The sequence below is a fragment of the Mycobacterium sp. NGS18 genome (assembly GCF_059813185.1).
Window position 1 is genome coordinate 246,782 of record NZ_JCALEC010000006.1, and the last position, 21,886, is coordinate 268,667.

At 68.1% G+C, this 21,886-nt stretch carries 22 protein-coding genes; 21 read left to right on the plus strand and 1 reads right to left on the minus strand.

The window, feature by feature from the left end:
• The first annotated feature begins 48 nt into the window (after positions 1-48).
• The 20 genes from lysA to AC5Y31_RS14340 all read left to right on the plus strand — a co-directional run bounded on the left by lysA (position 49) and on the right by AC5Y31_RS14340 (position 19,699).
• Positions 49-1,413 (plus strand): diaminopimelate decarboxylase, encoded by a 1,365-nt coding sequence (gene lysA, locus AC5Y31_RS14245; RefSeq protein ID WP_499981086.1) that lies wholly within the window; start codon positions 49-51, stop codon positions 1,411-1,413.
• A 2-nt stretch (positions 1,414-1,415) separates the two neighbouring features.
• Entirely contained in the window at positions 1,416-2,741 is a 1,326-nt protein-coding gene (locus AC5Y31_RS14250) for a homoserine dehydrogenase (protein WP_065022658.1), read from the plus strand.
• A complete protein-coding gene (thrC, locus tag AC5Y31_RS14255) occupies positions 2,738-3,820 on the plus strand; it encodes a threonine synthase (RefSeq protein ID WP_065022659.1) in 1,083 nt (360 codons plus the stop codon). The genes AC5Y31_RS14250 and thrC overlap by 4 nt, the downstream gene beginning before the upstream one ends.
• Positions 3,820-4,767 (plus strand): homoserine kinase, encoded by a 948-nt coding sequence (gene thrB, locus AC5Y31_RS14260; RefSeq protein ID WP_499981046.1) that lies wholly within the window; start codon positions 3,820-3,822, stop codon positions 4,765-4,767. Before thrC ends, thrB begins: the two co-directional genes overlap by 1 nt.
• Before the next feature lie 264 nt (positions 4,768-5,031).
• Positions 5,032-7,062: a transcription termination factor Rho gene (gene rho, locus AC5Y31_RS14265; protein WP_499981047.1), complete on the plus strand. Its 2,031-nt coding sequence runs from the start codon at positions 5,032-5,034 to the stop codon at positions 7,060-7,062.
• Between the two features lie 112 nt (positions 7,063-7,174).
• Positions 7,175-7,423: a 50S ribosomal protein L31 gene (gene rpmE / locus AC5Y31_RS14270; RefSeq protein WP_065022662.1), complete on the plus strand. Its 249-nt coding sequence runs from the start codon at positions 7,175-7,177 to the stop codon at positions 7,421-7,423.
• 72 nt (positions 7,424-7,495) lie between these two features.
• Complete coding sequence (gene prfA, locus AC5Y31_RS14275) at positions 7,496-8,572, plus strand: peptide chain release factor 1 (RefSeq protein WP_499981049.1); 1,077 nt, start codon at positions 7,496-7,498, stop codon at positions 8,570-8,572.
• Entirely contained in the window at positions 8,569-9,414 is an 846-nt protein-coding gene (gene prmC, locus AC5Y31_RS14280) for a peptide chain release factor N(5)-glutamine methyltransferase (RefSeq protein ID WP_499981050.1), read from the plus strand. Before prfA ends, prmC begins: the two co-directional genes overlap by 4 nt.
• Positions 9,411-10,070, plus strand: a complete 660-nt coding sequence (locus AC5Y31_RS14285) for an L-threonylcarbamoyladenylate synthase (RefSeq protein WP_065022665.1) — start codon at positions 9,411-9,413, stop codon at positions 10,068-10,070. Before prmC ends, AC5Y31_RS14285 begins: the two co-directional genes overlap by 4 nt.
• Positions 10,067-11,245 (plus strand): glycosyltransferase family 4 protein, encoded by a 1,179-nt coding sequence (locus AC5Y31_RS14290; protein ID WP_207511550.1) that lies wholly within the window; start codon positions 10,067-10,069, stop codon positions 11,243-11,245. Before AC5Y31_RS14285 ends, AC5Y31_RS14290 begins: the two co-directional genes overlap by 4 nt.
• A gap of 115 nt (positions 11,246-11,360) precedes the next feature.
• The gene (locus AC5Y31_RS14295) at positions 11,361-11,807 is read left to right on the plus strand and encodes an ATP synthase subunit I (RefSeq protein ID WP_065022666.1); all 447 of its coding nucleotides are present in this window, start codon (positions 11,361-11,363) and stop codon (positions 11,805-11,807) included.
• Complete coding sequence (atpB, locus tag AC5Y31_RS14300) at positions 11,800-12,555, plus strand: F0F1 ATP synthase subunit A (protein WP_065022667.1); 756 nt, start codon at positions 11,800-11,802, stop codon at positions 12,553-12,555. The genes AC5Y31_RS14295 and atpB overlap by 8 nt, the downstream gene beginning before the upstream one ends.
• 63 nt (positions 12,556-12,618) lie before the next feature.
• Positions 12,619-12,879: a F0F1 ATP synthase subunit C gene (locus AC5Y31_RS14305; protein ID WP_019735417.1), complete on the plus strand. Its 261-nt coding sequence runs from the start codon at positions 12,619-12,621 to the stop codon at positions 12,877-12,879.
• A gap of 8 nt (positions 12,880-12,887) precedes the next feature.
• Positions 12,888-13,394: a F0F1 ATP synthase subunit B gene (locus tag AC5Y31_RS14310; RefSeq protein WP_065022668.1), complete on the plus strand. Its 507-nt coding sequence runs from the start codon at positions 12,888-12,890 to the stop codon at positions 13,392-13,394.
• Positions 13,395-13,400: 6 nt separating this feature from the next.
• On the plus strand, positions 13,401-14,741 hold the full coding sequence (locus tag AC5Y31_RS14315) for a F0F1 ATP synthase subunit B/delta (RefSeq protein WP_301630993.1): 1,341 nt from the start codon (positions 13,401-13,403) through the stop codon (positions 14,739-14,741).
• 61 nt (positions 14,742-14,802) lie between these two features.
• Positions 14,803-16,452: a F0F1 ATP synthase subunit alpha gene (gene atpA, locus AC5Y31_RS14320; RefSeq protein ID WP_301630992.1), complete on the plus strand. Its 1,650-nt coding sequence runs from the start codon at positions 14,803-14,805 to the stop codon at positions 16,450-16,452.
• A gap of 7 nt (positions 16,453-16,459) precedes the next feature.
• Positions 16,460-17,380: a F0F1 ATP synthase subunit gamma gene (locus AC5Y31_RS14325; protein WP_065022671.1), complete on the plus strand. Its 921-nt coding sequence runs from the start codon at positions 16,460-16,462 to the stop codon at positions 17,378-17,380.
• 32 nt (positions 17,381-17,412) lie between these two features.
• Positions 17,413-18,843 (plus strand): F0F1 ATP synthase subunit beta, encoded by a 1,431-nt coding sequence (gene atpD, locus AC5Y31_RS14330; RefSeq protein WP_065022672.1) that lies wholly within the window; start codon positions 17,413-17,415, stop codon positions 18,841-18,843.
• A 33-nt stretch (positions 18,844-18,876) separates the two neighbouring features.
• A complete protein-coding gene (locus AC5Y31_RS14335; protein WP_065022673.1) occupies positions 18,877-19,242 on the plus strand; it encodes a F0F1 ATP synthase subunit epsilon in 366 nt (121 codons plus the stop codon).
• Between the two features lie 13 nt (positions 19,243-19,255).
• A complete protein-coding gene (locus AC5Y31_RS14340) occupies positions 19,256-19,699 on the plus strand; it encodes a DUF2550 domain-containing protein (protein WP_301630991.1) in 444 nt (147 codons plus the stop codon).
• Positions 19,700-19,723: 24 nt separating this feature from the next.
• On the opposite strand, the gene AC5Y31_RS14345 is transcribed toward AC5Y31_RS14340, so the two are convergent.
• The gene (locus AC5Y31_RS14345) at positions 19,724-20,314 is read right to left on the minus strand and encodes a cob(I)yrinic acid a,c-diamide adenosyltransferase (RefSeq protein WP_499981054.1); all 591 of its coding nucleotides are present in this window, start codon (positions 20,312-20,314) and stop codon (positions 19,724-19,726) included.
• A gap of 101 nt (positions 20,315-20,415) precedes the next feature.
• On the opposite strand from AC5Y31_RS14345, the gene murA reads away from it, so the two are divergent.
• Complete coding sequence (gene murA / locus AC5Y31_RS14350; protein WP_065022675.1) at positions 20,416-21,669, plus strand: UDP-N-acetylglucosamine 1-carboxyvinyltransferase; 1,254 nt, start codon at positions 20,416-20,418, stop codon at positions 21,667-21,669.
• Positions 21,670-21,886 lie beyond the last annotated feature (217 nt).

Sequence of the window (21,886 nt, forward strand, 5' to 3'; positions counted from 1 at the left end):
GTCCACCCCGCCGGGCCGCGCCACGCCGAGGAGATCCACCACGACGGTCTGCCGCCGCGGCCGCAGTCCCCGCAGCAGCTGCTGGAGTTGGCGCCGAATGTGTGGCCGCGCAATGCGGTTCGCGGCGACGATGGCCAAGTGAGTATCGCCGGAGTGAAGGTCACCGAGCTGGCCGAGCAGTACGGCACCCCGCTGTTCGTCATCGACGAGGACGACTTCCGTGGCCGTTGCCGCGAGATCGCCGAGGCGTTCGGCGGCGGCAACCATGTGCACTACGCCGCCAAGGCCTTCCTGTGCAGTGAGATCGCGCGCTGGATCAACCAGGAGGGCCTGAGCCTGGATGTCGCCACCGGCGGCGAGTTGGCCGTCGCGCTGCACGCCGGTTTCCCCGCGGGCCGGATCACCTTGCACGGCAACAACAAATCGGTCACCGAGCTGGAGACCGCGGTCAACGCCGGCGTCGGCCACATCGTGCTCGACTCGCAGATCGAGATCGAACGCCTCGAAGCCGTGGCCGCGGCAGCCGGGATCGTGCAGGACGTGCTGGTTCGGGTCACCGTCGGCGTGGAGGCCCACACCCACGAATTCATCTCCACCGCACACGAAGACCAGAAGTTCGGTCTGTCGCTGGCCAGCGGTGCGGCGATGGAGGCCATCAGAAAGGTCTTCGCCACCGAGCACCTGCGGCTGGTCGGCCTGCACAGCCACATCGGATCGCAGATCTTCGACGTGGCCGGCTTCGAGCTGGCCGCCCACCGGGTCATCGGCCTGCTGCGTGAGGTGGTCACCGAGTTCGGCGTCGACAAGACGGCCCAGCTCTCGGTCGTCGACCTGGGCGGGGGACTGGGCATTTCCTATCTGCCGCAGGACGACCCGCCGCCGATGGCCGAATTGGCCGCCAAGCTCACCGCGATCGTGCGCGAGGAGTCCGCCGCGGTGGGCCTGCCGACCCCGCAATTGGTCGTCGAGCCCGGCCGCGCCATCGCTGGCCCGGGCACCGTCACTCTTTATGAGGTCGGCACCGTCAAGGACGTCGACGTCAGCGCCACCGCGCATCGCCGCTACGTCAGTGTCGACGGCGGCATGAGCGACAACATCCGCCCCGCGCTCTATGACGCGCACTACGACGCGCGGTTGGTTTCGCGGACCGGAAACGCCGGCCCGGTACCGGCGCGCATCGTCGGCAAGCACTGCGAGACCGGCGACATCATCGTGCGCGACACCTGGGTGCCCGAAGACCTGGTTCCCGGCGATCTGATCGCCGTGGCCGCCACCGGCGCCTACTGCTACTCGATGTCGAGCCGCTACAACCTGCTCACCCGTCCCGCGGTGGTGGCGGTGCGCGACGGGAAGGCTCGCCTTATGCTGCGCCGGGAAACCGTCGATGACCTGATCAGCCTGGAGGTGAGGTAAGCGTGTCCGAATCCGCGAGTCCGGTGGGCGTCGCAGTCCTCGGATTGGGCAACGTCGGCAGTGAAGTCGTCCGCATCATCGAGGCCAGCGCTGATGACCTGGCCGCCCGGATCGGGGCTCCGCTGGTGCTGCGCGGCATCGGCGTGCGCCGGGTGGCGGCTGATCGTGGCGTGCCGGTCGAGTTGCTCACCGACGACATCGACAGCCTGGTGTCGCGCAGCGACGTCGACATCGTCGTGGAGTTGATGGGCCCCGTCGAGCCGGCCCGTAAGGCGATCCTGGGGGCGATCACGCACGGCAAGTCCGTCGTCACCGCCAACAAGGCTCTACTGTCCCGGTCCACCGGGGCGTTGGCCGAGGCCGCCGAGACCGCGCGGGTGGATATGTACTTCGAGGCCAGCGTCGCCGGCGCGATCCCGGTGATCCGGCCGCTGACCCAGTCACTGGCCGGTGACACCGTGCTGCGGGTGGCCGGCATCGTCAACGGCACCACCAACTACATCCTGTCCGAAATGGACTCCACCGGCGCCGACTACGCCAGCGCGCTGGCCGACGCGAGCGCGCTGGGCTACGCCGAGGCCGACCCCACCGCCGACGTGGAGGGCTACGACGCCGCCGCCAAGGCCGCGATCCTGGCGTCGATCGCCTTCCACACCCGGGTGACCGCCGACGACGTCTACCGCGAGGGCATCGCCAACATCACCCCGGAGGATTTCACCGCCGCACGCGCGCTGGGGTGCACGATCAAACTGCTGGCCATCTGCGAACGCATCACCACCCGCGATGGCCAACAGCGGGTTTCGGCCCGGGTCTACCCGGCACTGGTGCCGCTGGAGCACCCGCTGGCCACCGTCAACGGCGCATTCAACGCCGTGGTGGTCGAGGCGGAGGCGGCCGGCCGGTTGATGTTCTACGGGCAGGGCGCCGGCGGCGCGCCGACCGCCTCGGCGGTCATGGGCGATCTGGTGATGGCCGCCCGCAACCGGGTGCAGGGTGGCCGCGGGCCGCGCGAGTCCAAGTACGCCCAGCTGGCCATCGCACCGATCGGCGACGTCCAGACCCGCTACTACGTGAGCATGGACGTCGCCGACAAGCCAGGTGTGTTGTCCACCGTGGCAGCCGAATTCGCCGCCCACGAGGTCAGCATCGCCGAGGTGCGCCAGGAAGGCGTGACCGACGAAGAGGGCCAACTGATCGGTGCCCGGATCGTGGTTGTCACCCACCGGGCCGCCGAATCGGCGCTGTCGGAAACCGTTGCGGCGCTGGCCGAACTGGATGCGGTCCAGCAGGTCGCCAGCGTGCTACGACTGGAAGGAACAGACCAGTGAGCTCCACCCGGACACCGATCCATCAACCGTGGCCGGGCCTGATCGGCGCCTACCGCGATCGGCTTCCCGTCGGCGACGACTGGACGCCGATCACCTTGCACGAGGGCGGTACCCCGCTCATCCACGCCAAGCGGATCTCCGAACAGACCGGCTGCACCGTCCACCTGAAGGTGGAGGGGCTCAACCCGACGGGTTCGTTCAAGGACCGTGGCATGACGATGGCCGTCACCGACGCGGTGGCCCGTGGCCAAGAAGTGGTGCTGTGCGCCTCGACCGGCAACACCTCGGCCTCGGCGGCGGCCTACGCCGCGCGGGCCGGGATCACCTGCGCGGTGCTGATCCCGCAGGGCAAGATCGCGATGGGCAAGCTGGCGCAGGCGGTCATGCACGGCGCCAAGATCATCCAGATCGACGGCAACTTCGACGACTGCCTGGAGCTGGCCCGCAAGATGGCCACCGACTTCCCGACCATCTCACTGGTGAACTCGGTGAACCCGGTGCGCATCGAAGGCCAGAAAACCGCGGCGTTCGAGATCGTCGACGCGCTGGGCACCGCCCCCGACATCCATTCGCTGCCGGTCGGCAATGCCGGCAACATCACCGCGTACTGGAAGGGCTACCGCGAGTACTTCGCCGACGGCCTGACCGAGAAGCTGCCGAAGATGTTGGGCACCCAGGCCGCCGGGGCAGCGCCGCTGGTGCGCGGTGAGCCGGTCAAGAACCCGGAGACCATCGCCACCGCGATCCGCATCGGGTCGCCGGCCTCCTGGACGCAGGCCGTCGAAGCGCAGGTGGATTCGGGTGGGCGGTTCCTGGCTGCCACCGACGACGAGATTCTGGCTGCTTACCACCTGGTGGCGGAGTCTGAGGGCGTGTTCGTCGAGCCGGCCTCGGCGGCCAGCATCGCCGGACTGCTCAAGTCAGTCGAAGACGGCTGGGTGCCGCGCGGTTCGACCGTCGTATGCACCGTGACCGGAAATGGGCTCAAGGACCCCGACACCGCGCTGAGGGATTTGCCTGAGGTCACCGCGGTTCCGGTCGACGCGGCCACGGTGGCCGCCGAATTGGGGCTGGCCTAGTGGTCCACCTTTTGCCGACCGGGTTGACGGCCAGCGTCGCGGTGGCGGCGTCGAGCGCCAACCTGGGCCCCGGCTTCGACAGCCTCGGCCTGGCGCTGGGCCTCTACGACGAGATCATCGTCGAGACCGTCGACTCCGGGCTGGTGGTGCAGGTCGAGGGGGAGGGGGCCGGCCAGGTCCCGCTGACATCGGATCACCTTGTGGTTCAAAGTATCCGGCGAGGGCTTCGGGAAGTCGGCGTCGATGTTCCCGGGATGGTGGTGCGCTGCCGCAACGCCATCCCGCACCAGCGTGGACTGGGCTCGTCCGCGGCCGCGGTAGTCGGCGGCTTGGCTGCGGTCAACGGCCTTGTCGCGCAAATCGATCGTCCGGGGCTGTCGGAATCCCAATTGATCCAGCTGGCTTCGGAGTTCGAGGGTCACCCCGACAACGCCGCCGCTGCCGTGCTGGGCGGGGCGGTGGTTTCCTGGACGGCGAGCAGGGCCGATGGCCGAGCCGACTATTCAGCGGCGCCGTTGCGGCTGCATCCCGACATCCATCTGTTCCCGGCGATACCGCAACTGCGGTCGTCGACCGCGGAGACCCGCATGCTGCTGCCCGAGCAGGTCAGCCACCGCGATGCTCGCTTCAACGTCAGCCGTGCCGCGCTGCTGGTGGTGGCGCTGACCGAGCGGCCCGACCTGCTGATGGTGGCGACCGAGGATCTGCTGCACCAGCCGCAGCGCGCCGCGGCGCAGCCCGAGTCGGCGCAGTACCTGCAACTGCTGCGCCGGCATGGCATCGCCGGTGTGCTCTCGGGCGCCGGGCCCGCGGTGATCGCGCTGAGCACCGCGACCGAATTGCCTGCTGAGGTGCTTGAGGCTCCGGCGGCGCGTGGGTTCACTGTGTCCGAGATGCCGGCCGGCGACGCAGTCAAATGGAACACCGGGGTCGTAGTGCCCGGTTGAGGGCACACCGCCCGTTACTTGTTGCGTCCAGCTCCGAACCGGGCTATCCTCGGTCCCGTCCCGCATTCGCGGCATCAGCACCTGGCTCAGACTGCGATGTCACTGGGATGCCACCAAATTCTTCCCGTAGCTGACGGTTTGCGATTTGACGCCGTCGATACGGGTATCACCGTTTAACAGTCGACGGTGACACGCACTCGGCGATTCCGCTGGATGCACCCAACCCCTCGCGTGACAAAACCGACGAGGGAAGAAAGGAAATCCGTGACCGAAACGGACCTCTTCACGGCTGAAGGCAGCACCGCACAGGATGCGCCGTCGACCCCCCAGAGCACTCCCGAGACTCCGAGCCAGAGCGCTCCCGAGGCCTCCAGTGCCGGCGGCGACGTGACCGCGGCGTCCGACGCGCAAGCCTCCACGGCCCGTGCCGCCGCGGAGTCGGCCCCCGCTGCGGCACCGGACAACGGTGCCGCGACAGCCACATCGGACTTGTCGGGGATGGTTTTGCCCGAGTTGCGGGCGCTGGCCAATCGCGTCGGCGTCAAAGGCGCCTCCGGGATGCGCAAGAGCGAGCTGATCGCGGCGATCCGCGAGGTCGGCGGCAACGGCGGCAATGGCGGCGGCGCCGCGGCTCCGAACGCCGAGACCCCGAAAGCCGAGACCCCGAAAGCCGAGACGTCGAAGGCCGAGGCCGCCGCGAACGGTGCGGCCAATGGCGCCGAGCCCGCCTCGGCCGAGTCCGCGCCGGCCGAAGCCACCGAGGGCGAGGCCACGGACGCACCGCCTCGTCGGGAACGGCGTAGCGCCCGCCGCGACAGCGGCGCACCCGCCGGCGACGGCGGCGAGCAGGACAAGGGCGAGGCCCGCAAGCAGGACAAGCAAGACAAGCAGGACAAGCCCGAAGAGAAGGCCGAGCAATCCGGCGGCCGCCGCGACGGCGGCAAGTCCGAGGAATCGGCCCAGGCCAAGGGCGACGAGCAGAACCGGGGCCAGCAGGGTGGCCAGCAGAACCGGGGCCAGCAGGGTGGCCAGCAGAACTCCGACGATGACGACGACGGGCGCGGGGGCCGACGTGGCCGGCGCTTCCGGGACCGCCGCCGCCGTGGCGAACGGGGCGGTGAGGGCGGAGACGCCGAACTGCGCGAGGACGACGTCGTGCAGCCGGTCGCCGGCATCCTCGACGTGCTGGACAACTACGCGTTCGTGCGGACCTCCGGCTACCTGGCCGGTCCCAACGACGTCTACGTGTCGATGAACATGGTCCGCAAGAACGGGCTGCGCCGCGGCGACGCGGTGACCGGCGCGGTGCGGGTGCCCCGCGACGGTGAGCAGCCCAACCAGCGGCAGAAGTTCAACCCGCTGGTGCGGCTGGACTCGGTCAACGGCGGCCCGGTCGAAGAGGCCCGCAACCGCCCCGAGTTCTCCAAGCTGACCCCGCTGTACCCGAACCAGCGGCTGCGCCTGGAGACCTCCGGGGAGAAGCTGACCACCCGCGTCATCGATCTGATCATGCCGATCGGCAAGGGCCAGCGCGCGCTGATCGTGTCGCCGCCCAAGGCCGGTAAGACCACGATCATGCAGGACATCGCCAACGCGATCACCCGCAACAACCCCGAATGCCACCTGATGGTGGTGCTGGTCGACGAGCGGCCCGAGGAAGTCACCGACATGCAGCGCTCGGTCAAGGGTGAGGTCATCGCCTCCACCTTCGACCGGCCGCCGTCAGACCACACTCAGGCCGCCGAGCTGGCCATCGAGCGGGCCAAGCGCCTGGTCGAGCAGGGCAAGGACGTCGTAGTGCTGCTGGACTCGATCACCCGGCTGGGACGGGCCTACAACAACGCCTCGCCGGCGTCGGGCCGCATCCTGTCCGGTGGTGTGGACTCCACCGCGCTGTATCCGCCCAAGCGGTTCCTGGGCGCGGCCCGCAATATCGAGGACGGCGGCTCGCTGACCATCATCGCCACCGCGATGGTGGAGACCGGGTCCACCGGTGACACGGTGATCTTCGAGGAGTTCAAGGGCACCGGCAACGCCGAGCTCAAGCTGGACCGCAAGATCGCCGAGCGCCGGGTGTTCCCGGCCGTCGACGTCAACCCGTCGGGCACCCGCAAGGACGAGCTGCTGCTCTCGCCGGACGAGTTCGCGATCGTGCACAAGCTGCGCCGGTTGCTGTCGGGGCTGGATTCTCACCAGGCCATCGACCTGTTGATGAGCCAGCTGCGCAAGACCAAGAACAACTACGAGTTCCTGGTCCAGGTCTCCAAGACCACGCCGGGAATGGACAACGACTGATCGGCGTTTTGGGGGAGCGACAGCGCAGCTGGCATAATCGAACACCTCAGGTTCCGGTTCACGTCCAGCCCACAGGCGGGCGACCCGGCGACCCACGATCGAAGAGGACACCATGAAATCTGGCATTCACCCCGCCTACGGCGAGACCACCGTGGTCTGCGGTTGTGGCAACAGCTTCACCACCCGCAGCACCAAGGAGAGCGGCCACATCGTGGTCGAGGTCTGCTCGCAGTGCCACCCGTTCTACACCGGTAAGCAGAAGATTCTCGACAGCGGCGGCCGGGTCGCCCGCTTCGAGAAGCGCTACGGCAAGCGCAAGTCCGGCGCCGCAACCGACGCAGCCGAAGCCGCCGACAAGTAGCGTCCTCACCGACGCCCGGAACGTGTCCGCACGTCACCCGGGCGTCGGCTTGCGTTCGGGGATGGAGGTGAGATGACCCAAAGCATGCAGACGGTCGAGGCTCTGCTGGCCGAACACGCCGCGCTGGAAACTCAACTCTCCGATCCTGAACTGCACAACAATCCGGTCGAGGCCCGCCGAGTCGGACGCCGCTTCGCCCAGTTGGCGCCCATCGTCGCCACCCACCGCAAGCTCGAGTCCGCCCGCGGCGACCTGGAGGCCGCCCGGGAGCTTGCCGCCGACGACGCGTCCTTCGCCGCGGAGGTGCCCGAACTGGAGGCCCGCGTCGCCGAACTGGACGGCGCGCTCACCGACATGCTCGCGCCCCGCGACCCGCATGACCCCGACGACATCGTGCTTGAGGTCAAATCCGGCGAGGGCGGTGAGGAGTCGGCGCTGTTCGCCGCCGACCTGGCCCGGATGTACATCCGCTACGCCGAACGGCACGGCTGGTCGGTGACGGTGCTCGACGAGACCACCTCGGACCTCGGCGGCTACAAGGACGCGACGATCACCATCGCCAGCAAAGGCGACAGCGCCGACGGCGTCTGGTCGAAGATGAAGTTCGAGGGTGGGGTACACCGCGTGCAGCGGGTGCCGGTGACCGAATCCCAGGGGCGGGTGCACACCTCCGCCGCCGGCGTGCTCGTCTATCCCGAGCCGGAAGAGGTCGGCGAGGTCCAGATCGACGAATCGGACCTGCGCATCGACGTCTACCGGTCCTCGGGCAAAGGCGGCCAGGGCGTCAACACCACCGACTCCGCGGTGCGCATCACCCACCTGCCGACCGGGATCGTGGTCACTTGCCAGAACGAGCGGTCCCAGCTGCAGAACAAGGCCCGTGCGCTGCAGGTCCTGGCGGCCCGGCTGCAGGCCGTCGCCGAGGAGCAGGCGCAGGCCGACGCCTCGGCTGATCGCGCCAGCCAGATCCGCACCGTGGACCGCAGCGAACGCATCCGCACCTACAACTTCCCGGAGAACCGGATCACCGACCACCGCATCGGTTACAAGGCGCACAACCTCGACCAGGTTCTCGACGGAGACCTCGACCCGATGTTCGATGCGCTGGCCGCCGCCGACAAGGAATCCCGGTTGCAGGGGACGGCGTGAGCAGACTCCGGGACGCGATCGACTCCGCAACAGCGATCTTCGCCGATGCCGGAATCGACTCGGCCCGATACGACGCCGAAGAACTCGCCGCGCATGCCGCTGGCACCGAACGTGGCCGGCTGGCGCTGCTGGATCCGCCCGGCGATGTCTTCTTCGGGCACTACCGGGAATTGGTCGCCGCGCGCCGATCCCGGATCCCGCTGCAGCATCTGATCGGGACCGCGCCGTTCGGTCCGGTGACGCTGCACGTCGGTCCGGGAGTGTTCGTCCCGCGACCGGAGACCGAGGCGATGCTGGATTGGGCCCTCAGGCAACAGCTTCCCGGTGCTCCATTGATCGTTGACGCCTGCACCGGCTCCGGTGCTCTGGCGATCGCGTTGGCCCATGGTCTTCCCGGCGCCCGACTGCTCGCCGTGGACGACTCCGAAACCGCACTGCGCTATGCGCGCCGCAACTGCGCGGACACGGCGGTGGAATTGATCTGTGCCGATGTCACCGCGCCCGGCCTGCTGTCGGAGCTGGACGGCCGAGTCGACCTGTTGGTCAGCAATCCGCCCTACATCCCCGAGGGCGCAGAGCTGGATCCTGAAGTGGCCCAGCATGATCCGGCACATGCACTGTTCGGCGGCCCGGACGGCATGTCGGTGATCACCCCGTTGGCGGCCCTGGCCGCACGCCTGCTGCGTCCCGGCGGCCTGTTCGCCGTCGAACATGACGACACCACCGCGGCGGCCACGGTCCAAACCGTGCACGACGCCGGATCTTTTGACGACGTGGTGTCCCGATCGGACCTGGCCGGCCGGCCCCGGTTCGTGACAGCGGTCAGGAACGATCAACCATGACAGAGGTTTTCGACTGCGCCGACATCGACCAGCGCGCGGCCGGAATCGCGGCGGCGATCGACGCGGTCCGCGGCGGCCGATTGGCGGTGCTGCCAACCGACACCGTCTACGGCATCGGCGCCGATGCGTTCAATGCCGCCGGGGTGACCGCGCTGCTGGCAGCCAAAAGACGTGGCCGCGACATGCCGGTGGGGGTGCTGGTCGGGTCGTGGAACTCCATCGACGGGCTGGCCCTGGTGGTACCCGATACCGCTCGTCAGCTGATCCGGGCGTGCTGGCCGGGTGCCCTCAGCATCATCGTCACCCAGGCGCCGTCGCTGCAGTGGGACCTCGGCGAGGCCCGCGGCACGGTCATGGTGCGCATGCCGCTGCACCCGGTGGCCCTCGAGGTACTCAAAGCCGTGGGCCCGATGGCCGTGTCGAGCGCCAACGTCTCCGGAGGTGCCCCGGCCGTCGACGCCGCAGAGGCGCGCCGCCAACTCGGCGAGGCCGTCGACGTCTACCTCGACGCGGGCCCGGCCGAACAGGGGGAGGCCTCGACGATCGTCGATCTGACCGGACCCGCGCCCCGCATCGTCCGGAGCGGGCCGGTCTCGGCCGAGCAGATCGGTGCGGTGCTGGGCCTGGACCCGGCCGCGCTGACGGCGGCGCCGTGACCAGCCTGCTCGCGCTTGCCGACCGTGGCGCCGGTGTGCCGCTGCGGGAGCTCGCGCTGGTCGGGTTGACCGCCGCGATCATCACCTACTTCAGCACCGGGCCGGTCCGCTGGCTGGCCACCCGACTCGGTGCGGTCGCCTACCCGCGGGAGCGCGACGTGCACGTGCAGCCGACCCCGCGGATGGGCGGGCTGGCGATGTATGTCGGCATCGTCGCCGCGATCTTTTTGGCATCCCAGCTGCCCGCGCTCACCCGCGGCTTCGTCTACTCCACCGGCATGCCGGCGGTGGTGCTGGCCGGCGGGGTGATCATGGGCATCGGCCTGCTCGACGACAAGTGGGGCCTGGATGCGCTGACCAAGTTCGCCGGCCAGATCACCGCGGCCAGCGTGCTGGTCACGATGGGCGTCGCCTGGAGCGTGCTCTACATCCCGATCGGCGGAGTCGGCACCGTGGTCCTCGACCAGGTGTCGTCGATCCTGCTCACCCTGGCGCTGACGGTGTCAGTGGTCAACGCGATGAACTTCGTCGACGGACTCGACGGACTGGCGGCTGGGCTGGGCCTGATCACGGCACTGGCGATCTGCATGTTCTCCGTCGGCCTGCTCTCCGATCACGGGGGCGACGTGCTGTTCTACCCGCCGGCGCTGATCTCGGTGGTGCTCGCCGGTGCCTGTCTGGGCTTCCTGCCGCACAACTTCCATCCCGCCAAGATCTTCATGGGCGATTCCGGATCGATGTTGATCGGGCTGATGCTGGCCGCCGCCTCGACGACCGCGGCGGGCCCGATCTCGCAGAGCGCGTACGGCGCCCGCGACGTCTTCGCCCTGCTCTCGCCCTTCCTGCTGGTGGCGGCCGTGGTGTGCGTGCCCGCACTGGACATGCTGCTGGCGATCATCCGGCGCACCCGAGCCGGCCGCAGCCCGTTCAGCCCCGACAAGATGCACCTGCACCACCGGCTGCTGCAGATCGGCCACTCGCACCGCCGGGTGGTGTTGCTGATCTATCTGTGGGTGGCGATCGTCGCGTTCGGCACCGCCGGCACCATCTTCTTCGATCCGCGCTATACCGGGGCGGTGATGCTGGGGGCGATGCTCGTCGCGATCGTCGTTACGCTGATCCCGCTGCTGCGGCGCGAAAACGGCCTAGAAGACAGCCCCTACGACACGCGGTAGTAGCACCGTCTAGGATGGTGCTGTAGGTGGTTCCGCAGCGCGATCGGGGATCCGATACGCTCGGCGGGCAACTTCACGACAGTGACACAGCGCAATTCGAGATTGGGGTGAGGCGGTGACGACACCAGCGCAGGATGCGCCGTTGGTGTTGCCGTCGGTGGTATTCCAACCGATTCGGCTGCTGCTGATCTGCATCGCGTTGACCGGTGTCGCGATCGCCGCGGCCGCTCAATTCGGCCGCCCGCTGTTCGGCGTGTTTTTCGGGCTGGGCCTGGCGCTCGGGCTGGGCAATGCGCTGCTGATCCGCCGGTCCGCGCTGAGAATCACCGCCCAGGACCACCCGCTGAAGAAGAAGATGGCGCTGAATTCGGCGTCCCGTCTGCTGGTCATCAGCGCCATCGGCCTGGCTATCGCTTACCAGTTCCGGCCCGAGGGCCTCGGTGCGCTGTTCGGGTTGGCGCTGTTCGAGGTGGTGCTGGTGCTGACGACCATGCTGCCAGTGGTAAAAAAGCTCCGCGCGCAAGCGTCAGAGTCCGGCGCTGAAGGGACGGAAAATGACTGAGTCGATCCTGGCTGAGGGTGGCATCGAGGTCGGCCACCACGAGACCGCGGTATGGCCGCTGGTCGGTGAGGTCAACATCGACACCATCACCTCCACCGCGATCGCCGCGGTGATCGTGATCGCCCTGGCGCTGTTCTTGCGTGCCAAGGTCACCTCGACCGGAGTTCCCGGCGGCGTGCAGCTGTTCTTCGAGGCGATCACCATCCAGATGCGCAACCAGATCGAGGGCGCCATCGGGATGAGGATCGCGCCGTTCGTGTTGCCGCTGGCAGTCACCATCTTCGTGTTCATCCTGGTCTGCAACTGGCTGTCGGTGTTGCCGGTGCAGTACTCCAAAGACGGCAGCGTCCACGAATTGCTCAGCTCTGCTGCGGCCGACATCAACTTCGTCCTGGCGCTGGCGCTGCTGGTTTTCGTCGGCTATCACCTGGCCGGGTTCTGGCGTCGCGGCCTGGTGGGCCACCCGCTGCGGGTGCTCAAGGGTCACGTGGCGATCCTGGCGCCGATCAACCTGGTCGAGGAGATCGCCAAGCCGGTCTCGCTCTCCCTTCGTCTGTTCGGCAACATCTTCGCCGGCGGCATCCTGGTCAGCCTGATCGCGTTGCTGGGGCCCGTCTACATGGTGGCGCCGAACGCGATCTGGAAGTCCTTCGACCTGTTCGTCGGACTGATCCAGGCGTTCATCTTCGCGCTGCTGACCATCCTGTACTTCAGTCAGGCCATGGAGCTCGAAGAAGACCACCACTAGTACGACCTGCACGACCACATCAGACCTGGTAGAGCCCTACCAGCTAAGCAAGGAGGATAGGAAATGGCAGATCCCAATCTGATCGGACTCGGTGCCCTCATCGGCGGCGGTCTCATCATGGGCGGTGGCGCCATCGGCGCCGGTATCGGTGACGGTATTGCCGGTAACGCGTTGATCGCCGGTATCGCTCGGCAGCCCGAGGCCCAGGGTCGGCTGTTCACGCCGTTCTTCATCACCGTTGGTCTGGTTGAGGCGGCCTACTTCATCAACCTGGCCTTCATGGCGTTGTTCGTCTTCGCGACTCCGATCGCCGCGCAGCAGTAACGCACGAGATGGGTGACATGAGCGTTGTCGTGCTGGCCGTGAGCCAGGCGGCTGAGGAAGGCCCGAAGAAGAGCTTCCTTGTCCCCGACGGCACCTTCTTCGTCGTGCTCGCGATCTTCCTGATCGTGCTCGCCGTGATCAGCACCTTCGTGGTGCCGCCGATCATGAAGGTGCTGCGGGAGCGCGAGAACATGGTCACCAAGACTCTCGCCGACAGCAGGCAGGCGGCCGAGCAGGCCGCGGCCGCCGAGGCCGACTACGAGCAGCAGATGGCGGCGGCTCGGGTGGAGGCCTCGGCGGTGCGTGACGAGGCACGAGCCCAGGGCCGCGCGGTCTTGGACGACATGCGTGGTCGGGCGGACACTGAGGTGGCCGCCACCCTGCAGAGCGCCGACGAACAACTCAAGCGGGACGGCGAGGCCATGGCGACGGAATTGCGCGCCAAAGCCGAGGACCTGTCGGCGACCCTGGCGGGCCGGATTCTCGGCGTGGACGTATCGACGGTAGGACGGTAGCTGGGTATGGACGGCATTTTCCTCGGGCAGCTCGTCGGTTTCGGGCTGATCGTCTTCCTGCTGGTGCGTTTCGTCGTGCCGCCGGTGCGCAGACTGATGGCGGCCCAGCAGGAGTCGGTGCGCCAGCAGCTGGCAGAGGCGGCGGCCGCGGCCGACCGCCTGGCCACCGCCGACCAAGCCCACGCCGACGCGGTGGCACGGGCGAAGACGGAGGCGCAGCGGGTCACCGAGGAAGCCCACACCGACGCCGAACGCATCGGTGCGCAGTTGCGCACCCAGGCCGACGCCGAAGTGGAACGCATCAAGGTGCAGGGCGCCGCCCAGGTGCAGCTGCTGCGTGCGCAACTCGTTCGTGAGCTGCGTGCCGACCTCGGCGACGAATCCGTGCGTCGGGCCGGCGAACTGGTGCGCGATCACGTCAGCGACCCGGGGCGGCAGTCGGCGACCGTGGATCGATTCCTTGACGAACTCGACGCCATGGCTCCGAAGTCGGTCGAGGTGGAATCACCCATCCTGGCCCGGTTGCGTTCGGCCAGCCGGGAGGCGCTCAATGGCCTGCTGGACAAGTTCGGTGAGGTGGCCGGCGATCTCGACGAGCAGGGACTGGCCACGCTGGCCGGTGACCTGACCGCGGTCGCCGAGGTGTTGGAGCGCGAAACGGTGGTGACACGCCACCTGACCGTTCCGACCGAAGACGCCGCTCCCAAGGAGCGTCTGGCGCAGCGGCTGTTCGCCGACAAGATCGGCGCCCCGGCGCTGACATTGGTGACCGACGCCGCGTCGGCCCGGTGGTCCAACGGTGCCGACCTGGTCGCTGCCGTCGAACACGTCGCCCGCCAGGCACTGCTGCTGTCTGCCGAGCGCGCGGGCAAGGTCGATGAGGTGGAGGACCAGCTGTTCCGGTTCTCCCGCATCCTCGACGCGCAACCCAGGCTGGACACCCTGCTCAGCGACACCGCGACGCCGGCGGCCGGCCGGGCGGGGCTGCTGCGCAACGTCATCGGAAACGCCAGCGGCACCAATGCGATCACGACGGCGCTGCTGGAGCAGACGGTCCGGTTGCTGCGCGGTCAATCCGCGCACCAGGCGGTGACCGACCTGGCCCAGCTCGCCGTGGCACGCCGCGGTGAGGTGGTGGCGCACGTCGGCGCGGCCGCCGAACTCAGCGACGCCCAGCGCACCCGGCTGAACACCGTGCTGAGCCGGATCTACAGCCACCCGGTGCGGGTGCAGGTCGGCATCGACCCGGCACTGCTGGGCGGGTTGACGATCTCGGTCGGCGACGAGGTGATCGATGGGACGCTGTCCTCGCGCCTAGCCGCCGCCAAGACGCACTTGCCCGACTGACCAAGACCTACCCGGTCCCAGAGCCCACAACCCAATTTCGAAGGCAGGAAGACGAAAAGCCATGGCAGAGTTGACAATCTCCTCTGACGACATTCAGGGGGCGATCGAGGAGTACGTGAGCTCCTTCAGCGCCGACACCGCGCGCGAGGAGGTCGGCACCGTCATCGACGCCGGCGACGGCATCGCACACGTCGAGGGCCTGCCTTCGGTGATGACCCAGGAACTCCTGGAGTTCCCCGGCGGGGTGCTGGGCGTGGCCCTGAACCTCGACGAGCACAACGTCGGCGCGGTGATCCTGGGCAACTTCGAGAACATCGAAGAGGGCCAGCAGGTCAAGCGCACCGGTGAGGTGCTTTCGGTGCCGGTCGGCGACGGCTTCCTCGGTCGCGTCGTCAACCCGCTGGGTCAGCCGATCGACGCCCGGGGCGAGATCGAGTCCGAGACCCGGCGTCCGTTGGAGATGCAGGCGCCCTCGGTGGTGCAGCGTCAGAGCGTCAGTGAGCCGCTGCAGACCGGTATCAAGGCCGTCGACGCCATGACCCCGATCGGCCGTGGCCAGCGTCAGCTCATCATCGGTGACCGCAAGACCGGCAAGACCGCCCTGTGCGTGGACACCATCCTCAACCAGCGCCAGAACTGGGAGACCGGCGACCCCAACCAGCAGGTCCGCTGCGTCTACGTCGCGATCGGCCAGAAGGGCACCACCATCGCCAGCGTGCGCCGCGCGCTGGAAGAGGGCGGCGCCATGGACTACACCACGATCGTCGCCGCCCCGGCGTCGGACTCCGCCGGCTTCAAGTGGCTGGCCCCGTACACCGGTTCGGCGATCGCCCAGCACTGGATGTACCAGGGCAAGCACGTGCTGATCGTGTTCGACGACCTGACCAAGCAGGCCGAGGCCTACCGCGCCATCTCGCTGCTGCTGCGCCGCCCGCCGGGCCGTGAGGCCTACCCCGGCGACGTGTTCTACCTGCACTCCCGGCTGCTGGAGCGCTGCGCGAAGCTCTCCGATGAGCTCGGCGGTGGTTCGCTGACCGGCCTGCCGATCATCGAGACCAAGGCCAACGACATCTCGGCCTACATCCCGACCAACGTCATCTCGATCACCGACGGCCAGTGCTTCCTGGAGAGCGACCTGTTCAACCAGGGTGTCCGGCCGGCCATCAACGTCGGTGTGTCGGTGTCCCGCGTCGGTGGCGCCGCGCAGATCAAGGCGATGAAGGAGGTGGCCGGCTCGCTGCGTCTGGACCTGTCGCAGTACCGCGAGCTCGAGGCGTTCGCCGCCTTCGCCTCCGACCTGGACGCCACCAGCAAGGCGCAGCTGGAGCGCGGTGCTCGGCTGGTGGAGCTGCTCAAGCAGCCGCAGTACGCACCGATGCCCGTCGAGGAGCAGGTGGTGTCGATCTTCCTGGGTACCGAGGGCCACCTGGATTCGGTGCCGGTCGAGGACGTGGGCCGCTTCGAAGCCGAGCTGCTGGACCACATCCGGGCCTCCGAGGGCGACATCCTCAGCGGGATCCGCGAGTCCAAGAAGCTCTCCGACGAGGCCAGCGAGAAGCTGGTCGGGGTCATCAACCAGTTCAAGAAGGGCTTCGCCGCCACCGACGGCAGTTCGGTGGTGCCCGACGAACGCGTTGAGGCGCTCGACGAGGACAAGCTCGGCAAGGAAGCGGTGCAGGTCCGCAAGGCCGCGCCGGCGAAGAAGAAGTAACTCCGCTATGGCAGCCACACTTCGGGAACTACGTGGGCGAATCCGCTCGGCCGGGTCGATCAAAAAGATCACCAAGGCCCAGGAGCTGATCGCCACCTCGCGTATCGGCCGGGCGCAGGCCCGGCTCGAAACGGCGCGGCCGTACGCCGACGAGATCACCCGGATGCTCACCACCTTGGCCGCCGAGGCGGCCCTGGACCACCCGTTGCTGGTCGAGCGCGAGGAGCGCACGCGGGCGGGGGTGCTGGTGGTGTCGAGTGACCGCGGTCTGTGTGGCGGCTACAACGCCAACGTCTTCCGTCGGGCCGAGGAGCTGTTCTCGCTGCTGCGCTCGGAGGGCAAGGAGCCGGTGCTCTACGTCGTCGGCCGCAAAGCGCTGGCCTACTACACCTTCCGGCACTGGGCGGTCACCGATTCCTGGACCGGTTTCTCCGAGCAGCCGACCTACGAGAACGCCGCCGAGATCGCCTCGACCCTGGTCGATGCGTTCATGTCCGGCGTCGACGACGACGGCGACCACTCCGGTGCCGACGGGGTGCTCGGTGTCGACGAGCTGCACATCGTGTCCACCGACTTCCGTTCGATGCTGTCGCAGTCGGCTGAGGCGCGTCGGATCGCCCCGATGCTGGTGGAGTACGTCGGCGAGGAGACCGGTCCCCGGACCCTGTACTCCTTCGAGCCGGATGCCACCACGCTGTTCGACTCGCTGCTGCCGCGGTATCTGACCACCCGCGTGTACGCGGCGCTGCTTGACTCGGCGGCCTCGGAGTTGGCGTCTCGTCAGCGCGCCATGAAGTCGGCGACCGACAACGCCGACGACTTGATCAAGGCGTTGACGCTGGAGGCCAACCGCGAACGCCAGGCCCAGATCACCCAGGAAATCAGCGAAATCGTCGGCGGCGCGAACGCCCTCGCCGACGCCCGGTAAGCCCCCGCTAGCACTAGGAAGCGAAGAAGATAATGACTGTTACCGCTGACAAGACAACCGCCGGCCGCGTGGTGCGCGTTACCGGCCCCGTCGTCGACGTCGAGTTTCCCCGGGGCGCGGTGCCCGAGCTGTTCAACGCGCTGCACGCCGACATCGCCTTCGAGGAGCTGGCCAAGACGCTGACCCTCGAGGTCGCCCAGCACCTGGGTGACAACCTGGTGCGCTGCATCTCGATGCAGCCCACCGACGGCCTGGTGCGTGGCACCGAGGTCAGCGACACCGGCAAGGCCATCTCGGTGCCGGTCGGCCACGAGGTCAAGGGCCACGTGTTCAACGCCTTGGGCCACTGCCTGGACAAGCCCGGCTACGGCGAGGACTTCGAGCACTGGGGCATCCACCGCAAGCCGCCGGCCTTCAACGAGCTGGAACCGCGCACCGAGATGCTGGAGACCGGCCTCAAGGTCGTCGACCTGCTCACCCCGTACGTGCGTGGCGGCAAGATCGCCCTGTTCGGCGGTGCCGGCGTGGGCAAGACGGTGCTGATCCAGGAGATGATCAACCGTATCGCCCGCAACTTCGGTGGCACCTCGGTGTTCGCCGGCGTGGGGGAGCGCACCCGCGAGGGCAACGACCTGTGGGTCGAGCTCGAGGACGCCAACGTGCTCAAGGACACCGCGCTGGTGTTCGGCCAGATGGACGAGCCGCCGGGCACTCGTATGCGGGTGGCGCTGTCGGCGCTGACCATGGCCGAGTGGTTCCGCGACGAGGCCGGCCAGGACGTGCTGCTGTTCATCGACAACATCTTCCGGTTCACCCAGGCCGGCTCCGAGGTCTCGACCCTGCTGGGCCGCATGCCCTCGGCGGTGGGTTACCAGCCCACGCTGGCCGACGAGATGGGCGAGCTGCAGGAGCGGATCACCTCGACTCGTGGTCGGTCCATCACCTCGATGCAAGCCGTGTACGTGCCCGCCGACGACTACACCGACCCGGCGCCGGCGACCACGTTCGCCCACTTGGACGCCACCACCGAGCTCAGCCGTGCGGTGTTCTCCAAGGGCATCTTCCCGGCGGTGGACCCGCTGGCCTCCAGCTCGACGATCCTGGACCCGGCCATCGTCGGCGACGAGCACTACCGCGTCGCCCAGGAGGTCATCCGGGTTCTGCAGCGTTACAAGGACCTGCAGGACATCATCGCGATTCTGGGTATCGACGAGCTGTCCGAAGAGGACAAGCAGCTGGTGGGCCGGGCGCGGCGTATCGAGCGGTTCCTGAGCCAGAACATGATGGCGGCCGAGCAGTTCACCGGCCAGCCCGGCTCGACGGTGCCGCTGAAGGAGACCATCGAGGCGTTCGACCGGTTGACCAAGGGCGACTTCGACCACCTGCCCGAGCAGGCGTTCTTCCTGATCGGTGGGCTCGACGACCTGGCCAAGAAGGCCGAGAGCCTGGGCGCCAAGCTGTGATGACCGTCGTCCAGCCGTGGAAGGGGTCCTGTGATGGCCGAGATTGACGTCGACATCGTCGCCGTCGACCGGAAGGTGTGGTCGGGCAAGGCGACGTTCATCTTCACCCGGACCACCGTGGGGGAGATCGGGATTTACCCGCGGCACATTCCGTTGGTCGCCGAGCTCGTCGACGACGCGATGGTGCGGGTGGACCGTGTCGAGGAGGGCGAGCTGCGGCTGGCCGTGCATGGCGGCTTCCTGTCGGTGACCGACGAGGGCGTCAGCATTTTGGCTGAATCCGTCGACTTCGCCGCGGAGATCGACGAGTCGACCGCTCGGCACGAGGCTCAGTCCGGTGACCCCAAGATGGCCGCGCAGGGCAGGGCTAGGCTGCGCGCCCTGGGTGTGATCGACTAGCGGGCATGAGTCGATGAGCACGCCCATGATGTGCATGGTCGTGCTCGTCGCCGTGCTTTTCAGCGCGGTGGTCGCGTTGAGCTACCGGTTGTGGAAGCTGCGCCAGGGCGGCACCGCGGCGATCATGCGCGACATGCCGGCCGTCGGCGGGCACGGTTGGCGTCATGGCGTGATCCGTTATCGCGGCGGCGAGGCCGCCTTCTACCGGCTCTCGAGTGTGCGGCTGTGGCCGGATCGCCGGCTGTCCCGCCGGGGCGTGGATGTGGTGTCGCGGCGCGCTCCCCGCGGCGACGAATTCGACATCATGACCGACGAGCTCGTGGTGCTCGAGCTGTGCGACACCAACCAGGATGGCCGGGCCGGGTTCGAGATCGCGCTGGATCGCGGGGCCCGGACCGCGTTCCTGTCCTGGCTGGAGGCGCGGCCGTCGCCGCGATCCCGCCGCCACAGCTACTGAGGAGTCGAGACCGGTTGGCGCCGGCTATTTTTCGGGACGATCGGCCCGATCGCCACCCGGCTGCCACAGCACATCCCCGTCGGCGTTGGCCACCCGACAGAGCACGAACATCAAGTCCGACAAGCGATTCAGGTATTTCGCCGGCAGCACCGACACGCCGGTCGGATCCGCGTCGACTGCCGCCCACGCCGACCGCTCGGCGCGGCGCACCGCCGTGCGGGCCACGTGCAGCAACGCCGAGAGTGGCGAACCGCCCGGCAGGATGAACGAGTTCAACGTCGGCAGCGGCTCGTTGTATTCGTCGCACCAGGATTCGACGCGGTCGATGTAGTCCTGGGTGATGCGCAGCGGCGGATACTTGGGGTTCTCCACCAGCGGAGTGGCCAGGTCAGCACCGGTGTCGAACAGATCGTTCTGGATCTGCAGCAGCGTCGAGCTGACCGCGTCGTCCGGTGTGCCGAGCGCGATCGCCACCCCGATCGCGGCGTTGGCCTCCTCGCAATCGGCGTAGGCCACCAGCCGGGGATCGGTCTTGGGCACCCGGGAGAAGTCGCTCAATCCGGTCGTGCCGTCGTCGCCGGTACGCGTGTAGACGCGGGTGATATGCACTGCCATGGCCCAAACCGTACCGGGCGGGTCCACCGGTGTGAGGCGGGTGACGGTCAGTGCCGGGATTAATTCGGGATCGGCGTCGAGTCCTCACTACACTGACCCGAGTGGGTGAGCGTTTCGTGGTTACCGGCGGCAACCGGTTGTCCGGTGAGGTTGCCGTCGGCGGCGCTAAGAACAGCGTCCTGAAGCTGATGGCCGCGGCGCTGCTGGCCGAGGGCACCAGCACCATCACCAACTGTCCGGACATTCTCGACGTGCCGCTGATGGCCGAAGTGCTGCGCGGACTGGGCGCCAACGTCGAGCTCGACGGCACCACGGTGCGCATCACCTCGCCCGACGAACCCAAGTACGACGCGGACTTCGCCGCGGTGCGTCAGTTCCGGGCCTCGGTGTGCGTGCTCGGGCCGCTGGTGGGCCGCTGCCTGCGCGCGAAGGTCGCACTACCCGGCGGTGACGCGATCGGGTCCCGCCCGCTCGACATGCACCAGGCCGGCCTGCGCCAGCTGGGCGCCACCTGCAATATCGAGCACGGCTGTGTGGTCGCGCACGCCGACGCCCTGCGCGGCGCCGAGATCCAGCTGGAGTTTCCCTCGGTGGGCGCCACCGAGAACATTCTGATGGCCGCGGTGCTGGCCGAGGGCGTCACGACTATCCACAACGCCGCGCGTGAGCCCGACGTCGCCGACCTGTGCACCATGCTCAACCAGATGGGGGCGCAGATCGAAGGCGCGGGCTCGCCGACGCTGAAGATCACCGGGGTGCCGCGCCTGCACCCGACCGAACATGAGGTGATCGGCGACCGGATCGTCGCCGCCACCTGGGCGATCGCGGCGGTGATGACCCGCGGTGACATCTCGGTGACCGGGGTGGACCCGGCGCACCTGCAGCTCGTCCTGCACAAGTTGCATGACGCCGGGGCGACCGTGACGCAGTCCGACCACGGCTTCCGGGTGGTGCAGTACGACCGGCCCAAGGCCGTCAACGTCGCCACCCTGCCGTTCCCGGGTTTCCCGACCGATCTGCAGCCGATGGCGATCGGCCTGGCGGCGATCGCCGACGGCACGTCGATGATCACCGAGAACGTCTTCGAAGCCCGCTTCCGGTTCGTCGAGGAGATGATCCGCCTGGGCGCCGACGCCCGCACCGACGGACACCACGCGGTGGTGCGCGGTCTGCCGCAGCTCTCGAGCGCGCCGGTGTGGGCCTCTGACATCCGCGCCGGCGCCGGTCTGGTCCTTGCGGGCCTGGTCGCAGACGGTGACACCGAGGTCCACGACGTCTACCACATCGATCGCGGCTACCCGTTGTTCGTGGAGTACCTGGCCGGTCTCGGGGCCGAAATCGAGCGTGTAAGATAGGTCAGGCCGGCGCCCCGTACGCGGATCGTCGAGCAGTCTGGAAGACCTTCCGGTAGCCCCGAAAAAGTCGGAGTTGACTCAACTCCGGCTAGCGAGTAGAGTGGCGGGGTTGCCTGAAAACCGGGCGTGTTGTTTGAGAACTCAATAGTGTGTTTGGTGGTTTTTGTTTGTTGTTGTTTTGCCACATCCTTGGCGCCCCGTGTTGGGGGTGTGGTGT

What these genes read in the sequence shown, in the direction of transcription:
- atpB (WP_065022667.1), top strand. Translation starts at nt 11,800, where the DNA reads ATGACTGAGTCGATCCTGGCTGAGGGTGGCATCGAGGTCGGCCACCAC.
- AC5Y31_RS14325 (WP_065022671.1), top strand. Translation starts at nt 16,460, where the DNA reads ATGGCAGCCACACTTCGGGAACTACGTGGGCGAATCCGCTCGGCCGGG.
- AC5Y31_RS14335 (WP_065022673.1), top strand. Translation starts at nt 18,877, where the DNA reads ATGGCCGAGATTGACGTCGACATCGTCGCCGTCGACCGGAAGGTGTGG.
- AC5Y31_RS14340 (WP_301630991.1), top strand. Translation starts at nt 19,256, where the DNA reads ATGAGCACGCCCATGATGTGCATGGTCGTGCTCGTCGCCGTGCTTTTC.
- rpmE (WP_065022662.1), top strand. Translation starts at nt 7,175, where the DNA reads ATGAAATCTGGCATTCACCCCGCCTACGGCGAGACCACCGTGGTCTGC.
- AC5Y31_RS14305 (WP_019735417.1), top strand. Translation starts at nt 12,619, where the DNA reads ATGGCAGATCCCAATCTGATCGGACTCGGTGCCCTCATCGGCGGCGGT.
- prfA (WP_499981049.1), top strand. Translation starts at nt 7,496, where the DNA reads ATGACCCAAAGCATGCAGACGGTCGAGGCTCTGCTGGCCGAACACGCC.
- atpD (WP_065022672.1), top strand. Translation starts at nt 17,413, where the DNA reads ATGACTGTTACCGCTGACAAGACAACCGCCGGCCGCGTGGTGCGCGTT.
- AC5Y31_RS14285 (WP_065022665.1), top strand. Translation starts at nt 9,411, where the DNA reads ATGACAGAGGTTTTCGACTGCGCCGACATCGACCAGCGCGCGGCCGGA.
- AC5Y31_RS14345 (WP_499981054.1), bottom strand. Translation starts at nt 20,314, where the DNA reads ATGGCAGTGCATATCACCCGCGTCTACACGCGTACCGGCGACGACGGC.
- AC5Y31_RS14315 (WP_301630993.1), top strand. Translation starts at nt 13,401, where the DNA reads ATGGACGGCATTTTCCTCGGGCAGCTCGTCGGTTTCGGGCTGATCGTC.
- AC5Y31_RS14310 (WP_065022668.1), top strand. Translation starts at nt 12,888, where the DNA reads ATGGGTGACATGAGCGTTGTCGTGCTGGCCGTGAGCCAGGCGGCTGAG.
- atpA (WP_301630992.1), top strand. Translation starts at nt 14,803, where the DNA reads ATGGCAGAGTTGACAATCTCCTCTGACGACATTCAGGGGGCGATCGAG.